General features: G+C 66.6%; 17 protein-coding genes. All 17 read left to right on the top strand.

Annotation, left to right across the window (positions count from 1 at the left end):
• Positions 1-80: 80 nt before the first annotated feature.
• On the top strand, positions 81-440 hold the full coding sequence (locus AC3A6B_RS25425) for a flagellar protein FlaG (protein ID WP_487839420.1): 360 nt from the start codon (positions 81-83) through the stop codon (positions 438-440).
• Positions 441-473: 33 nt separating this feature from the next.
• On the top strand, positions 474-1,925 hold the full coding sequence (fliD, locus tag AC3A6B_RS25420) for a flagellar filament capping protein FliD (RefSeq protein WP_487839419.1): 1,452 nt from the start codon (positions 474-476) through the stop codon (positions 1,923-1,925).
• A 20-nt stretch (positions 1,926-1,945) separates the two neighbouring features.
• On the top strand, positions 1,946-2,368 hold the full coding sequence (gene fliS, locus AC3A6B_RS25415; protein ID WP_487839418.1) for a flagellar export chaperone FliS: 423 nt from the start codon (positions 1,946-1,948) through the stop codon (positions 2,366-2,368).
• Positions 2,369-2,392: 24 nt separating this feature from the next.
• The gene (locus AC3A6B_RS25410) at positions 2,393-2,725 is read left to right on the top strand and encodes a flagellar protein FliT (RefSeq protein ID WP_487839417.1); all 333 of its coding nucleotides are present in this window, start codon (positions 2,393-2,395) and stop codon (positions 2,723-2,725) included.
• A 16-nt stretch (positions 2,726-2,741) separates the two neighbouring features.
• Positions 2,742-4,010, top strand: a complete 1,269-nt coding sequence (gene fliK / locus AC3A6B_RS25405) for a flagellar hook-length control protein FliK (protein WP_487839416.1) — start codon at positions 2,742-2,744, stop codon at positions 4,008-4,010.
• Positions 4,007-4,294 (top strand): EscU/YscU/HrcU family type III secretion system export apparatus switch protein, encoded by a 288-nt coding sequence (locus AC3A6B_RS25400; RefSeq protein ID WP_487839415.1) that lies wholly within the window; start codon positions 4,007-4,009, stop codon positions 4,292-4,294. Before fliK ends, AC3A6B_RS25400 begins: the two co-directional genes overlap by 4 nt.
• A 256-nt stretch (positions 4,295-4,550) precedes the next feature.
• Complete coding sequence (gene flhD, locus AC3A6B_RS25395) at positions 4,551-4,898, top strand: flagellar transcriptional regulator FlhD (protein ID WP_487839414.1); 348 nt, start codon at positions 4,551-4,553, stop codon at positions 4,896-4,898.
• Positions 4,895-5,503: a flagellar transcriptional regulator FlhC gene (flhC, locus tag AC3A6B_RS25390; RefSeq protein ID WP_487839413.1), complete on the top strand. Its 609-nt coding sequence runs from the start codon at positions 4,895-4,897 to the stop codon at positions 5,501-5,503. The genes flhD and flhC overlap by 4 nt, the downstream gene beginning before the upstream one ends.
• Before the next feature lie 77 nt (positions 5,504-5,580).
• Entirely contained in the window at positions 5,581-6,441 is an 861-nt protein-coding gene (gene motA, locus AC3A6B_RS25385) for a flagellar motor stator protein MotA (protein ID WP_487839412.1), read from the top strand.
• 10 nt (positions 6,442-6,451) lie between these two features.
• On the top strand, positions 6,452-7,387 hold the full coding sequence (motB, locus tag AC3A6B_RS25380; RefSeq protein WP_487839411.1) for a flagellar motor protein MotB: 936 nt from the start codon (positions 6,452-6,454) through the stop codon (positions 7,385-7,387).
• Between the two features lie 34 nt (positions 7,388-7,421).
• Positions 7,422-9,473: a chemotaxis protein CheA gene (cheA, locus tag AC3A6B_RS25375; RefSeq protein ID WP_487839410.1), complete on the top strand. Its 2,052-nt coding sequence runs from the start codon at positions 7,422-7,424 to the stop codon at positions 9,471-9,473.
• A gap of 25 nt (positions 9,474-9,498) precedes the next feature.
• Positions 9,499-10,827: an EAL and HDOD domain-containing protein gene (locus AC3A6B_RS25370; protein WP_487839409.1), complete on the top strand. Its 1,329-nt coding sequence runs from the start codon at positions 9,499-9,501 to the stop codon at positions 10,825-10,827.
• A 99-nt stretch (positions 10,828-10,926) separates the two neighbouring features.
• Entirely contained in the window at positions 10,927-11,748 is an 822-nt protein-coding gene (locus AC3A6B_RS25365) for a CheR family methyltransferase (protein WP_487839408.1), read from the top strand.
• Complete coding sequence (gene cheD, locus AC3A6B_RS25360; RefSeq protein WP_487839407.1) at positions 11,745-12,356, top strand: chemoreceptor glutamine deamidase CheD; 612 nt, start codon at positions 11,745-11,747, stop codon at positions 12,354-12,356. Before AC3A6B_RS25365 ends, cheD begins: the two co-directional genes overlap by 4 nt.
• Positions 12,353-13,438, top strand: a complete 1,086-nt coding sequence (locus AC3A6B_RS25355) for a protein-glutamate methylesterase/protein-glutamine glutaminase (protein WP_487839406.1) — start codon at positions 12,353-12,355, stop codon at positions 13,436-13,438. Before cheD ends, AC3A6B_RS25355 begins: the two co-directional genes overlap by 4 nt.
• Before the next feature lie 31 nt (positions 13,439-13,469).
• Entirely contained in the window at positions 13,470-13,865 is a 396-nt protein-coding gene (gene cheY, locus AC3A6B_RS25350; RefSeq protein ID WP_214694478.1) for a chemotaxis response regulator CheY, read from the top strand.
• Position 13,866: 1 nt separating this feature from the next.
• On the top strand, positions 13,867-14,520 hold the full coding sequence (cheZ, locus tag AC3A6B_RS25345; RefSeq protein WP_487839405.1) for a protein phosphatase CheZ: 654 nt from the start codon (positions 13,867-13,869) through the stop codon (positions 14,518-14,520).
• Positions 14,521-14,538: the final 18 nt, after the last annotated feature.

The following is a 14,538-nucleotide window of genomic DNA, read 5'->3' as shown; positions in this document are numbered from 1 at the left end:
CAGCGCCTGCGCTGTTCTCTGCGGCCTGGTCCCGACCAGGCCGCAGACGACAGCGAAGCAAGCAATCCAAGGTGAAGACCATGTCGATCCCCGTAGCTCCCGCAGCAGACAACGGCCAGTGGTGGGTGCAGATGCTCTCGGGCCGGCCGATCGGCACGGGCGCAGCGGCATCGCCTGAGGGCGTGAATGCGGCGGCCGATGCCTTGGAAGCCGCGACGCCGACGCAGGTCGAACAGGCAGTGCGCGAGGTCAATGCCTCGCTGCAGAGCCGCTCGATCGGCCTGCAGTTCGAGGTGGACCAGGACACCGACAAGCTCATCGTCAAGGTGGTCGACCGGGCGAGCGGCGAGGTCATTCGCCAGATCCCGACCGAGGAAGTGGTGCGCATCGCCAAGGTGCTGGGCAAGGCGCCCGGCATGCTGGTGAGCCAGTCGGCCTGAGCGCGTTAACGAAGAACAATCAGGAAGCTATTCATGGCATCGATCAGCAGTCTGGGCATCGGCTCCAACCTCGACCTGAGCACCCTGCTCACCAACCTCGAAATGGCGGAGAGCCAGCCGCTCAAGCTGCTGCAGCAGCGCCAGGTCAGCTACACGAGCAAGCTGTCGGCCTACGGCCAGCTGCAGAGCGCTCTCGGCACGCTGCAGACGGCGGCCAAGAAGCTGTCGGACCCGGCTTTCTTCCTGGGCGTGAAAGCCACGTCCAGCGCCGCCGACGTTATGTCCGCCAGCGCCGGCAACACGGCAGCGGCCGGCATCTACAGCATCAACGTCACCCAGCTCGCGCAGGCGCAGTCGGTGGTGGCGGCCGGGCAGGCCAACGCGAAGACGGCGATCGGCACCGGCACCATCACGATCGACTTCGGCACCATCGCCGGCGGCAGCTACGACGCGGTGAGCGGCAAGTACACGGGCGCAGGCTTCACGCCCGACGCGAGCCGCACGGCGGTGCCGATCACCATCGATGCGGCGCACAACACGCTCGAAGGCATCCGCGACGCGGTCAACGCGGCCAAGGCCGGCGTGACCGCGAGCATCGTGAACGACGGCAGCGGCACGCCCAACCGGCTGGTGCTGACCTCGACCGAGACCGGCAAGGCCTCGAGCATGCGCGTCTCTGTGGCCGGCGATGCGGCGCTGGCTAACCTGCTGAACCACGACCCGGCCGGCACGCAGAACCTGCAGCAGACGGTGCAGGCGCAGAACGCGGAACTCACGGTCAACGGCATCGCCGTCACGAGCGCGAGCAACACCGTGAAGGAATCGATCCAGGGCACGACGCTGACCGTGCTGAAGACCGGCACCAGCACGCTGAGCGTGGCGCGCGACACGGCCTCGGTCGAGACGGCGATCAACGATTTCGTCAAGGCCTACAACGGCTTGCAGAGCATGGCCGGAACGCTGACCACCTTCGACACCGACAAGCAGACCGCCGCGGCGCTGGTCGGCGACTCCACGCTGCGCAATCTGCAGACCAGCATCCGCAACACGCTGACCTCGCCGCAGGCCGGCGGCAGCGGCGAGCTGACGATGCTGTCGCAGATCGGCGTGAGCTTTACGAAGGACGGCACCATGAGCGTCGACTCGGAAAAGCTCAAGAGCGCGCTCGCCGGCAACCTGGACGGCGTCTCCAAGCTCTTCTCGAGCGCGACCAGCAGCACCGCCGGCTACGGCAAGCAGCTCGACGTGCTGGTGACCAAGGCCACCTCCACCGGCGGCATGCTCAAGGTGGCGACCGACGGCATCAACACCTCGCTCAAGCAGCTCGACGAGCAGTACACCGACATGAAGGCGCGCGTGGACTCGAAGGTCGAGTACTACCGCGCGCAGTTCACGCAGCTGGACCTGCTGGTCAGCAGGATGAACAGCACCAGCAGCTACCTCACGCAGCAGTTCGCGAGCATGAGCAGCAGCAGCGATAAGTAAGCCCCTACGCGGAGCAGCACATGTACACACCCCACACTTTCAGGACCGGCGCCAACGCCTATGCACGCCTCGGCGTGGAAACGCAGGCGATGAGCGCGTCGCCGCACCAGCTCATCTGCATGCTGTTCGACGGCGCCGTCACGGCCATCGGCATGGCGCGGCACCACATGGCGAGCGGCGATGTCGCGGCCAAGGGCAACGCGATCTCCAAGGCCGTCGGCATCGTCGACAGCGGCCTCAAGGCCAGCCTCGACGCCAAGGCGGCGGGGCCGGCCGGCGAGGGCCTGGTGGCGAACCTGTCGGCGCTCTACGACTACGTCATCCGGCGCCTGCTCCAAGCCAATCTGCACAACGATGCACAGGCGCTCGACGAAGCCGAGGCGCTGCTCGAAAACATCGCCTCCGCATGGCGCGAAATCGATGGCGTCGCAGCCGGCCACTGAATACCAATCGAAGAAAGAAGAGCCATGGCCGCCCGCAGTGAAATCGTCCATTGCTACGTGCAACTCGCGTCGACCACCTCGCTGATGGCGACGCAGGCGCGGGCGAAGGCGTGGGACCGGCTTCCGGCCCTGGAAGAGCAGTGCGCGGCGGTGGTCGAGCGGTTGAAGCAGATCGGCCCCACGGAAGCGCTGGATCCCGCGCAGCTCGACCAGGCGCAGCGCCTGATGGCGCGCATCCGCGCCGACCAGGACGAAGTGCGCCGGCTGGTCAAGCCGCAGCTCGAGCGCCTCGTCGCCACGATGGCCCGGCTGCAGCGGCAGGGCGAGCTCGACAAGGCCTACGGGCTGCCGCGCTGAACGGCATAACGCTGCCATGAACAGACTTTCCGGCCTGGTCGATACGCTGCTGAGCGCCAAGCTCGCGCCGCGGCTGGAGCTGCTCGCGCTGCAGCAGAGCCAGGTCGGAACGGACGCGGCCGCCGGGCCCGTGGTGGGGGTGCAGAAGGTCGTCAACGACATTCGCCTGCCGCCCGAGATGGCCCTGGGCCGGCACGCGCCGGCCGCGGGTGCGGCGGCAGCGCCGGGCCAGTCCGCTCCAGGCCAGCCCGATGCAGCAGCGCCGTCCGCCGCGCGGCTGTCGGTGGCGGCGCGCGTCATCGGCGCCTTGCTGGCGGAGTTTCCCGACGCCGGTCCGCTGCGCGGCGCGTCGCCGATGTGGCCGTCCTCGCAGCAGCCTTCGGCCGCCGTGCTCGCCGGCACGCTGGCGCAGACCGTGAACGCGAGCGGCCTGTTCTACGAATCGCACTTGCGCGAGTTTGCAGCCGGCACACGCACGCTGGCGCAACTGGCGCAGGAGCCGCAAGCGCGCTGGGCGCCGGCGAGTAGCGCGGGGCCCGGGGCCGCCGCGCAAGCCGCGGGCGCTTCGGCAGTGGCGATTGCGGCCGAGACCCTGAAGCCGGTGCTGCCGGCAGCCTTGCCCGGTGCGGCCGCCGTGCCGGGTCCGGATGAAGGTGCCTCGACGCTGCCGCCACCCGGTGCGCCGCGCCCGTCCGCCGAAGCCGGCGCGAGCGATGGCTGGCTGCTGCCGCGTGCACCTGCACCGCAGATTCACGCCGAGACCTCCGCCCCCACCGATGCCGCGCGCGTGCAGGCGGCCTACCGCCGGGGCGAGGCGGCACCGGAGGCGGCGCCTGTGCAGCGTGCCGAAGAGGCAGCGTCGCGCCATGCCGCATCGATTCAGGCGCCGACCGCGGGCGAAGTGATCCATCCGCAGGCCGCGACCGTGGTGCACCAGCAGCTCGACCTGCTGGCCACGGCGGTGTTCCGCTGGAGCGGGCAGGCGTGGCCGGAGGTTCCGATGGCCTGGACGATCCAGGAAGAGGAGGCGGACTCGCAAGGCCATGCGCCTGAGGAACCCCCTGCGCGAAGCTGGACGACCAAGGTCTCTCTGGGTTTGCCCCGCCTGGGCGCCGTGGATTTGCGCCTGAGCCTCACCGGCTCCCGGATCCAGGCGCAGCTGGCGGCGAGCGAAGCAAGCTCCGCGGCGCGCCTGCGCGCCGACAGCAACCGGCTGGTGCAGCGGTTCGAGGCCGCGGGCCTGCAACTGCAGGAACTGCAGATCGGCGCGAAGGGCAAACCATGAACCCCGGCAGCACCGGTGAACGCCAGAGCGCGGTGGCCCTGTCCTATCTGGACAAGACCCGCGCACCCGTGGTCGTGGCCAAGGGCTACGGCGTGGCGGCCGAATCGATCATGCGCGAGGCGCGCGAGAACGGCCTCTATGTCCATGCCTCGCCGGCGCTGAACAAGTTGCTGATGCAGGTCGACCTCGATCAGCAGATCCCGCCCCAGCTGTACCAGGCGGTGGCCGAAGTCATGGCCTGGATTCATCGGCTGGAAGCGACCGAGGCGCCGCATGGAAATTAATACTTTTTATTATGCATATTCATTGACATATTTTTATCTTGATAAATTAGTACTTTTTTCTTCCGAATTAAACGAGGCGATAGTTATTGAAATGAATGAGTTTGGTCTACGAAATAAATCACAAAAGACCGAGGGCTGCGCAGTGGGCGGAGACGAGGCGTAATTTATTTCTCACTTTCAGATACATAAATCTGAAGAAGTTACATTTGTAAATAACTCTGGATAGACTGAAGCCTTGACTGAACGGAGTGCAAAAGTGGAACCGGATAACGTGAAGAACGCCGCGAGCGGCGAGATTTCCAAGGAAATCGGCGACCTCAACCTCGCCTACATGCTGCTGGCCCAGAAACTCGTCAAGCAGGACCGCGCGGCCGCCATGTTCAGGCTCGGCGTGAGCCGCGAACTGGCGGACATGCTCGCCAGCATGTCGCTGGCCCAGATCCTGAAGCTGGCGGCATCGAACTTCCTGCTGTGCAGCTTCCGCCTCGACGACCACCCGTCGATGTCGGCCGTGGTCGGCGAGGGGAAGGACACGACCCTGCAGCAGGCGCACATGTCGATCCTGATGTCGGCACGGCGGCTCCAGATGCTCGAGGCGGCATGACGATAAAGAGCGTCCTTGGAGAAGTGCGTGAAGTCCAGCTCGCGATCGAACTGATCGGGCTCGGCGCACGCCTGCAGTTCCTCGAAGCCGAGGTGAGCTTGAGCCGCGAGCGCCTGATCCGTCTCTACAAGGAGCTCAAGGGCGTTTCCCCGCCCAAGGGTTTGCTGCCTTTTTCGACGGACTGGTACATGACCTGGCTGGCCAATATCCATTCTTCGATGTTTTACAACATGTATCAATTCATGTTGACGCACGCAAACGAGAACGGCTTGCAGGCGCTGATCAAAAGCTATCGGTTATATCTGGAGCAAATTGAATCGCAGGGCGGCGAAATTGTGCTGGATTTCACGCGCGCCTACACGATGGTGCGATTTTTCGACAGCGACATGCTGCAGTTGAGTGCGTGTTGCCGTTGCGGCGGCAAGTTCGTGGCGCACGCGCACGACAGCAAAAGCGGCTACGTGTGTGTCCTGTGCCGGCCGCCTTCCCGCGCGGGCAAGGTGCGCGGCGCGAAGCGCGCCGGCGGACACCCGGCCGCAGCGCTCGCAGAGGGACACGCTGGTTTTGCCGTGGAATCGACGCTGGACGCCGGCGGATTGCACTGAAAGGTCCTTGATTCCCCGGCTCTGGTTTGGGAGGAAAGGTTTTTGATTCAAGCCGGAAGCGGCATTAGGGGAAGCGCGTGCTCGTTCTGGTTGGTTATCTGGTGGTCCTGGGGGCCGTGTTCGGCGGCTATGCCCTGATGGGCGGGCACTTCGGCGTCCTGTTCCAGCCGGTCGAGCTGTTGATGATCGGCGGCGCCGCGGTGGGCGCCTTCGTGGCGGGCAACAACGGCAAGACCATCAAGGCCACGCTCAAGGAACTGCCGCTCCTGCTGCGCTCGTCCAAGCACAACCGCCAGCTCTACATGGACCTGCTGGCGCTGCTCTACGAGCTGCTGGCCAAGGCGCGCAAGGAAGGGATGATGAAGCTGGAGACCGACGTCGAGGACCCGGCCAAGAGCGAGATCTTCACGCGCTATCCCACCATCCTGGCCGACGCCAGCGTGATGGAGTTCCTCTGCGACTACCTGCGGCTGGTGATCAGCGGCAACACCGACGCCTTCGAGATCGAGGCGCTGATGGACCACGAAATCGAGACCATCAAGCACGAGGCCGAGATGCCGGTGCACAGCCTGACGCGGGTCAGCGATGCGCTGCCCGCGCTGGGCATCGTCGCGGCCGTGATGGGCGTGGTCCATGCGCTGGGCTCGGCCGACCTGCCGCCCTCCGAGATGGGCGCGCTGATCGCGCATGCGATGGTCGGCACCTTCCTCGGCGTGCTGCTGGCCTACGGCTTCGTCTCGCCGCTGGCCTCGGTGATCGAGCAGAAGGTGTCGGACGGCATGAAGCTGTACCAGTGCGCCAAGGTGACCCTGCTCGCGAGCCTCAACGGCTACGCGCCGCAGCTGGCCGTGGAGTTCGGCCGCAAGGTGCTGTTCTCCACCGAGCGCCCTTCCTTCACCGAGCTGGACAGCCACGTCCGCGAAGTGAAGGCCCGGTGAGGGCTCCACCATGAGCGCAGAAAAGGGCCGCATCGTCGTCAGGCGCGTTGCCGCGAGCGGCGGCGGCGGGCACGGCGGCGGCGGATGGAAGATCGCCTATGCCGACTTCATGACGGCCATGATGGCCTTCTTCCTCGTCATGTGGCTGCTCTCCAATGCGAGCCCGAAGCAGCGCGAAGGCATCGCGGAGCACTTTCGCATGCCGCTGAAGGTGGCGATCAACGGCGGCGAGAAGAGCAGCACCAGCGACAGCGTGATTCCCGGCGGCGGCACCGACCCGACATCGAACATCGACGGCGAGATGCGGCGCGTGATGGCCGACGCCGACGACGAAGCCGATGCGAACCGCCTGGAGAGCATGAAGAAGCGGCTCGACGCGCTGATCGAGAACAGCCCGGTCTTCAAGCAGTTCCGCTCGCAGATCCTGATCGACATCACGACCGAGGGGCTGCGCCTGCAGATCGTGGACAACGAGAACCGCCCCATGTTCGACCTGGCCAGCGCGCGGCTGGTGCCGCACATGCGCGCCATCCTGCGCGAGATCGGACCCACGCTCAACGAACTGCCGAACAAGCTGACGCTCTCGGGCCACACCGATGCAATCGTCTACACCAACGGCGACAAGTCCTACGGCAACTGGGAGCTGTCGGCCGACCGCGCCAACGCCTCGCGGCGCGAACTGGTGATGGGCGGCATGGCCGAAGACAAGGTGATGCGCGTGGTGGGCCTGGCCGACAGCCAGCACCTGGACAAGGCCGAGCCGCGCAACCCGATCAACCGCCGCATCAGCATCGTCGTGCTCAACCACCGCACGCAGCAGCAGATCGAGCGCGAGAACAGCGGCGACGGCGCCGCGCCGGCGCGGGCTGGCAAGTCGCCGCTGCGCGTCCTCCCCGTCGACAACGTCAAGGTGACGGCCTACAAGCCGGCCGCCACACACCCCTAAGCACCGGCACACAGAAAGCCGGTTCGGAGCAACGATGGACCTCAGTCAATTTACCCAGGCCTTCTTCGTCGAAGCGATCGAGCTTCTGGCGGAGATGGAGCAACTGCTTCTCGAGCTCGACGTCGAGTCGCCCGACAGCGAGCAGCTCAACGCCATCTTCCGTGCCGCCCATTCGATCAAGGGCGGTGCGGCCACTTTCGGCTTCACGGCGCTGACCGAGACGACGCACCTGCTGGAGAACCTCCTGGACCGGGCGCGCCATGGCGAGCTGAGCCTGAGCGCTCCGATGATCGATGCCTTTTTGGAAACGAAGGACGCCTTGCAAGAACAACTCACTGCCTACCAGGCCGGCAAAGAGCCTGCATCCGAAAGAGTCGCGCAGATCTGCGCGGTGCTTCAACAGCTCGCGCGCGAGAGCGGCGCTGCCGATGCAGCTCCCGCACCCGCAGCCGCGCCGGCCGCCGCGGCTGCCGCACCCGTCGCGCCTGTTGCCGCTCTCGCCCCTGCAGCGGACGGCGCGCTGTGCATCCGCTTCTCGCGTCTTTCCGACAGCGAATGCGATCTGCTCGCCGACGAACTGGGCAACCTCGGCCGCGTGCTCTCGCGCACGCGCAGCAAGGATCAGCTGAGCGTGACGCTCGAGACCACCTGCGCGCCCGACGACATCATCGCCGTGTGCTGCTTCGTGATCGACGAATCGCAGATCCAGATCACGCGCGGCGCGGCGCAGCCGGACGAGGCAGCCGCGGCGGCCGAGCCCGAAGCGCCGGTGGCGGCGGCGCCGAGCCAGTCCGTCGCGGCACCGAAAGCGGCATCCGCGCCGGCCGCGCCCGCTGCGGCCGCGGCCGCGGCCGCCAAGGAGTCCAGTTCGATCCGCGTCGACGTGGAGAAGGTCGACCAGCTGATCAACCTGGTGGGCGAGCTGGTGATCACGCAGTCGATGCTGACCCAGGCCGCCACCATGCTCGACCCGGTGGCCTACGAGCGTTTTCTGAGCGGACTCGGCCACCTCGAGCGCAATGCGCGCGATCTGCAGGAGTCCGTCATGTCGATCCGCATGATGCCGATGGACTACGTGTTCAGCCGTTTCCCGCGCGTGATCCGCGATGTCAGCGCCAAGCTCGGCAAGCAGGTCCGGCTCGACACCTACGGCAAGGAGACCGAGCTCGACAAGGGCCTCATCGAACGCATCATCGATCCGCTCACGCACCTGGTGCGCAACAGCCTGGACCACGGCATCGAGACGCCCGAGCTGCGCCTGGCCAAGGGCAAGGACGCCACCGGGCAACTCTTGCTGTCGGCCCAGCACCACGGCGGCAACATCGTGATCGAAGTGAGCGACGACGGCGCCGGTCTCAACCGCGAGAAGATCCTCGCCAAGGCCATGCAGCAGGGCCTGGCCGTGAGCGATGCGATGCCCGACGACGAAGTGTGGCAGCTGATTTTCGCGCCCGGCTTCTCGACGGCCGAGCAGGTGACGGATATCTCCGGACGCGGCGTGGGCATGGACGTGGTCAAGCGCAACATCCAGGAGATGGGCGGCCATGTGGAGATCAGCTCGCGCGAAGGCCGCGGCACCACCACGCGCATCCTGCTGCCGCTGACGCTGGCGATCCTGAACGGCATGTCGGTCAAGGTCGGCGAGGAGGCCTACATCCTGCCGCTCAGCTACGTGATCGAGTCGCTACAGCCGCTGCCGGAGCACCTGCACTCGATCACCGCGGATGGCCATGTCATCAAGGTCCGCGGCGAGTACCTGCCGCTGATCGAGCTGCACCGGGTCTTCGACGTGGCCTGCGCGCAGACCCAGCCGACGCAGGGCATCCTGGTGATCGTGCAGGCCGACGACGCGCGCTTCGCGCTCCTGGTCGACGAGCTGCTCGGACAGCACCAGGTCGTGGTCAAGAACCTGGAGACCAACTACCGCAAGGTGCCCGGCATCTCGGCCGCGACCATCCTGGGCGACGGCAGCGTGGCCTTCATCATCGACGTCGGCGCCATGCCGCGCATCCAGCGTGCGCAGGCCGCGAGCGCTGCCGCGCTGGCCGGCGCCTCGCGCATCGATGCTGTCGCCATCGTCCACTGAGCGAGACACGGACGGAGACCAAAGCATGCGCTTCGATTTTTTCCGGCGGCACGATTCCGACCATCCCCCGGCCGGGGACGCGCCCAAAGAGGAGTCCTCCGCGGGGACGCTTCCGGCCGCGGCGGAGCGCGGTGCCGACGGCTTCGTGACCTACGCCTTGCTGCTGGACACGCAGAAGCGCGTTGCGGGCTACAGGCTCGCATGGCATCCGGCGGCGCAGCACAACGCCGCGGGGGCGGGCGAGCTGTTCAAGGCGCTCGTGAGCTGCGTGGCCAGGCAGCTCAACCCGCCCAAGACCGGATGGCGGCTCGGCCATACCGTGCTCTTCTTCGACGTGACGGCCGAGACACTGGCAGCCAGCGAGCTGCAGGGGCTGCCGCCTGACAACGTGGTGCTGTGCCTGGGGCTGGACGCGCTCATGGATGCGGACGTGCGGCCCATCCTGCTATTCCTGCGCGAGCAGGGCTTCCGCTTCATGCTGTGCGGCGCCGGGGCGTTGCCTGAAGCTCCCGAGCTGCGCGGCCTGGTCACCCACTTCGATGTCGGCGCCGGCGATCTCGACCTGGTCGCCCAGCTGCGGCGCGAGGAGCCGCCGGGCCAGCCGCTGCACCTCATCGCCACGCGCATCGCCACCTGGAAGGACTTCGATGCCTGCGCGGCGCGGCGCGTCGACGTGTTCCTCGACGGCGCCGGCATGCAGCCGGAAAAGGAGGAGGCCAGCCGCACCCTGCAGCCCGAGTCGATGCTGATCGTGCGGCTGATGCAGATGATCCAGCGCAACGAGGACCTGCGCGAGGTCGAGGCGGCCCTCAAGCACGACGCCGCGCTGACCTACCGGCTGCTGCGCCACATCAATTCGCCCGCTATCGGTGTGGGCGTGGAAATCCATTCGCTGCGCCACGCGGTGACCATGCTCGGCTATTCGCCATTGTTCCGCTGGCTGTCGCTGCTGCTCGCCACCAGCAACGCCAGGGCCAGCCCGCCCTTCCTGATGAAGAAGGCGATCATGCGCGGCCGCTTCGTCGAGCTGATGGGCGAAGGCATGCTGCCGGCCGGCGAGGCCGACAACCTGTTCGTGGTCGGCATGTTCTCGATGATCGACCAACTGCTGGGCGTGACCATGCAGGAAGTGCTGGGCAAGGTTCAGCTGAGCGAATCGGTGCAGCAAGCCATTCTTGTGCGCGAAGGCGTGTACGGGCCTTTTCTTGCGCTGGCCGAGAGCTGCGATGAAGACGGCGTCAAGGCGGCCCGCCTGTCGGAGGCGCTGTTCATGAGCACCGAGCAAGTGAATGCGGCACACCTGTCGGCGCTGGTCTGGGCGCAGGACGTGAGCCCGGCCGAAGCGTCCTATTGATGAAGGCGTGGCCCGAGATGCAGCACTTTTGCACCCTTGATCGGGCCATTGGAAAAGGTGAGCGCTGTGTACATTGAAACTCATGTACCGGCGCTGAATGTGACCTCCGAATTCCTCTTTACCGATAGCGATTTCTCCAGGATCCGGACGCTGATCCATCGCCGCGCCGGCATCGCCCTGGGCGAGCAGAAGCGCCAGATGGTCTACAGCCGGCTCTCGCGCCGACTGCGTGAGCTCCAGCTGCCCGAGTTCTCGACCTACCTGGAGCTGCTCGAAGCCAGCCGCGACGGGGAGGAGTGGCAGGCCTTCATCAACTCGCTGACTACCAACCTCACGTCCTTCTTCCGCGAGGCCCACCATTTCCCGGTGCTCGCCGCGCACGTGCGCAAGAGCAAGCAGCCGGTCACGATCTGGTGCGCGGCCGCGTCCACCGGCGAGGAGCCCTATTCGATCGCCATCACGCTGATCGAGGCGCTCGGCGAGCGCGCGAGCACGGCCCGCGTGATCGCCACCGACATCGACACCGCGGTGCTGGCCAAGGCCTCGGCCGGCGTCTTCACGCTGGAGCAGGTCAACCGCCTGTCCACGGAGCGGCTGCGGCGCTTCTTCAACAAGGGCACCGGCAGCAACGCCGGCAAGGTGCGCGTGCGGCCCGAGGTCGCCGCGATGGTCAAGTTCTCGCGGCTCAACCTGCTCGATCCCTCCTGGCCGGTGAAGGAACCGGTGGATGCAATCTTCTGCCGCAACGTGATGATCTATTTCGACAAGCCGACGCAGAAGAAGGTGCTCGACCGCTTCGCGCCGCTGCTCAAGCCCGAGGGCCTGCTGTTCGCCGGCCATTCCGAGAACGCCTCGCTGGTCAGCCCGGGCTTCAAGGCGGTGGGTCAGACCGTGTATGAGCTCAGCAAGGTGCGTGCATGACTGCTGCCGTGCCTGGCTCGGTCGCGAGCCATCACTACTTCGACCGCGACCTCGATTGCATGGCGGTCAAGTTGCTGCCCTCCGAGTACTACGTCACCACCACCGACATCGCGCTGACCACGGTGCTGGGCTCCTGCGTGGCGGCCTGCATCGTCGACCTGGACGCCGGCGTCGCGGGCATGAACCACTTCATGCTGCCCGAGGACGGCGAGCCCGGCACGCGCGGCCAGGTCGAGTCGATGCGCTACGGCGCCTATGCGATGGAGGTGCTGATCGGCGAGATGCTGCGCGCCGGCGCGCGCCGCGAGCGCCTGCAGGCCAAGGTCTTCGGCGGCGCCGCGGTGCTCGCCAACATGACCACGCTCAACATCGGCGACCGCAACGCCGACTTCGTGCTGCGCTACCTGAAGGCCGAGCGCATCGCCGTGGCCGCGCAGGACCTGCGCGGCCAGCATGCGCGCCGGGTGTGCCTGTTGCCGAAGAGCGGCAAGGCCGTGGTTCGCAAGCTGCGCACGCAGCTCGACGTGCAGTCGATTCAACGCGAGGAGGGCGAGCTGCTGCGCCGGCTCTCCGCTGTAAACAAAGACAAAGGGAGCTGCGTGCAATGAGCGGCAACAAGATCAAGGTGCTCTGCGTCGACGATTCGGCGCTGATCCGCAGCGTGATGACCGAGATCATCAACAGCCAGAGCGACATGAGCGTGGTCGGCACGGCGGCGGATCCGCTGGTGGCGCGCGACCTCATCAAGCAGACCAACCCCGACGTGCTCACGCTGGACGTCGAGATGCCGCGCATGGACGGCCTGGAATTCCTCGAGAAGCTGATGCGCCTGCGGCCGATGCCGGTGGTCATGGTGTCCTCGCTGACCGAGCGCGGCTCCGAGATCGCGCTGCGCGCGCTGGAGCTGGGCGCGATCGATTTCGTCACCAAGCCGCGGCTCGGCGTGCGCGACGGCCTGCTCAACTACACCGAACTCATCGCCGGCAAGATCCGCGTCGCGGCCGGCGCGCGCCTGCTGCCGAGCCGGCATGCGAGCGCGCAGCGCCCCGCGGCGGATCATGCGCAGGAGCCGCTGCTGCGCAGCCCGCTGCTCTCGACCGAGAAGCTCATCATCATCGGCGCCTCCACCGGCGGGACGGAGGCGATCCGCGAGGTGCTGCAGCCGCTGCCGCCCGATGCGCCGGCGGTGCTGATCGCCCAGCACATGCCGCCCGGCTTCACGCGCTCCTTCGCCCAGCGGCTGGACGGCCTGTGCCGCATCCACGTGAAGGAGGCCGAGCACGGCGAGCGCGTGCTGCCGGGCTACGCCTACATCGCGCCCGGCGGCTATCACCTCTCGCTCGCCCGCAGCGGCGCCAACTACGTCGCCCATCTGGACCAGGAGCCGCCGGTGAACCGGCATCGGCCTTCGATCGACGTGCTGTTCGATTCGGTGGCCAGGCACGCGGGCAAGAACGCGATCGGGATGATCCTGACCGGCATGGGCAAGGACGGCGCCGAGGGCCTGCTGCGCATGAAGCGTGCCGGCGCCCACACGCTGGCGCAGGACGAGGCGAGCTGCGTGGTCTACGGCATGCCGCGCGAGGCGGTCGCGCTGGGCGCGGTGGACGAGGTGTCGCCGCTCGCCGAGATCAGCCGCCGCGTGCTGGCGCACCTTCGCACCTTCGGCGAACGAACGAACCGGGTTTGAACCTTTTTGAACTGTCAGTGGAGAAATCGTGATCGATAAGAGCATCAAAATTTTGGTCGTGGACGACTTCCCGACCATGCGCCGCATCGTGCGCAACCTGTTGAAGGAGCTGGAGTTCCTCAACGTCGACGAGGCCGAGGACGGCGCGGCCGGCATCGAGAAGCTGCGCGGCGGCAACTTCGGCTTCGTGGTCTCGGACTGGAACATGCCCAACATGGACGGCCTGACCATGCTGCAGACCATCCGGGCCGACCCCGAACTGGCCAAGCTGCCGGTGCTGATGGTCACCGCCGAGGCCAAGAAGGAAAACATCATCGCCGCCGCGCAGGCCGGCGCCAACGGCTACGTGGTCAAGCCCTTCACCGCCGCTACGCTGGAGGAAAAGATCGTCAAGATCTTCGAGAAGCTCCAGAAAGAGAGTGCATGAGATGACGCAGAACGCGCTCGATGCCGCAGGGCAGGCCAACACCCACGAAGAACTGCTCGGACGCATCGGGCACCTGACGCGCCAGCTGCGCGAGGGCCTGCGCGAGCTGGGCCTGGACAAGCAGGTCGCCCGTGCCGCGCAGGCCATTCCCGATGCGCGCGACCGCCTCAACTACGTCGCCAGCATGACCGAGCGGGCGGCGCACCGCGCGCTGAATGCGATCGAGCTCGCGCAGCCGCTGCAGGAAGAGCTGGCCGACCGGGCCAAGGGCCTCACCAAGCGCTGGGACGAGTGGTTCCAGAACCCGATCGAACTCGACCATGCGCGCGAACTGGTGATGGACACGCGCGGCTACCTGCAGCACGTGCCGAGCCAGGCCAGCGCGATCAACACGCAGCTGATGGAAATCATGATGGCGCAGGATTTCCAGGACCTGACCGGCCAGGTCATCAAGAAGATGATGGAAGTGGTCAACGATGTCGAGACGCAGCTCCTGCAGGTGCTGATCGACAACGCGCCGATGGAGAAGCGCCACGAGCCCGCGCCGAGCGCGCAGAGCAACCTGCTCAACGGCCCGCAGATCAACGCCGCCAATCCCGAGGCGGTGACCGACCAGGCACAAGTCGACGATCTGCTGGAAAGCCTCGGTTTCTAGGAGGCGATCGCCCGAGTT

Source organism: Variovorax sp. Soil_C_33 (genome assembly GCF_057656935.1).
Note: the sequence above shows the minus strand (reverse complement) of the source record. Positions and strands in the feature narration are given on the sequence as shown.

What these genes read in the sequence shown, in the direction of transcription:
- AC3A6B_RS25425 (WP_487839420.1), top strand. Translation starts at nt 81, where the DNA reads ATGTCGATCCCCGTAGCTCCCGCAGCAGACAACGGCCAGTGGTGGGTG.
- fliD (WP_487839419.1), top strand. Translation starts at nt 474, where the DNA reads ATGGCATCGATCAGCAGTCTGGGCATCGGCTCCAACCTCGACCTGAGC.
- fliS (WP_487839418.1), top strand. Translation starts at nt 1,946, where the DNA reads ATGTACACACCCCACACTTTCAGGACCGGCGCCAACGCCTATGCACGC.
- AC3A6B_RS25410 (WP_487839417.1), top strand. Translation starts at nt 2,393, where the DNA reads ATGGCCGCCCGCAGTGAAATCGTCCATTGCTACGTGCAACTCGCGTCG.
- fliK (WP_487839416.1), top strand. Translation starts at nt 2,742, where the DNA reads ATGAACAGACTTTCCGGCCTGGTCGATACGCTGCTGAGCGCCAAGCTC.
- AC3A6B_RS25400 (WP_487839415.1), top strand. Translation starts at nt 4,007, where the DNA reads ATGAACCCCGGCAGCACCGGTGAACGCCAGAGCGCGGTGGCCCTGTCC.
- flhC (WP_487839413.1), top strand. Translation starts at nt 4,895, where the DNA reads ATGACGATAAAGAGCGTCCTTGGAGAAGTGCGTGAAGTCCAGCTCGCG.
- motB (WP_487839411.1), top strand. Translation starts at nt 6,452, where the DNA reads ATGAGCGCAGAAAAGGGCCGCATCGTCGTCAGGCGCGTTGCCGCGAGC.
- cheA (WP_487839410.1), top strand. Translation starts at nt 7,422, where the DNA reads ATGGACCTCAGTCAATTTACCCAGGCCTTCTTCGTCGAAGCGATCGAG.
- AC3A6B_RS25370 (WP_487839409.1), top strand. Translation starts at nt 9,499, where the DNA reads ATGCGCTTCGATTTTTTCCGGCGGCACGATTCCGACCATCCCCCGGCC.
- cheD (WP_487839407.1), top strand. Translation starts at nt 11,745, where the DNA reads ATGACTGCTGCCGTGCCTGGCTCGGTCGCGAGCCATCACTACTTCGAC.
- AC3A6B_RS25355 (WP_487839406.1), top strand. Translation starts at nt 12,353, where the DNA reads ATGAGCGGCAACAAGATCAAGGTGCTCTGCGTCGACGATTCGGCGCTG.
- cheZ (WP_487839405.1), top strand. Translation starts at nt 13,867, where the DNA reads ATGACGCAGAACGCGCTCGATGCCGCAGGGCAGGCCAACACCCACGAA.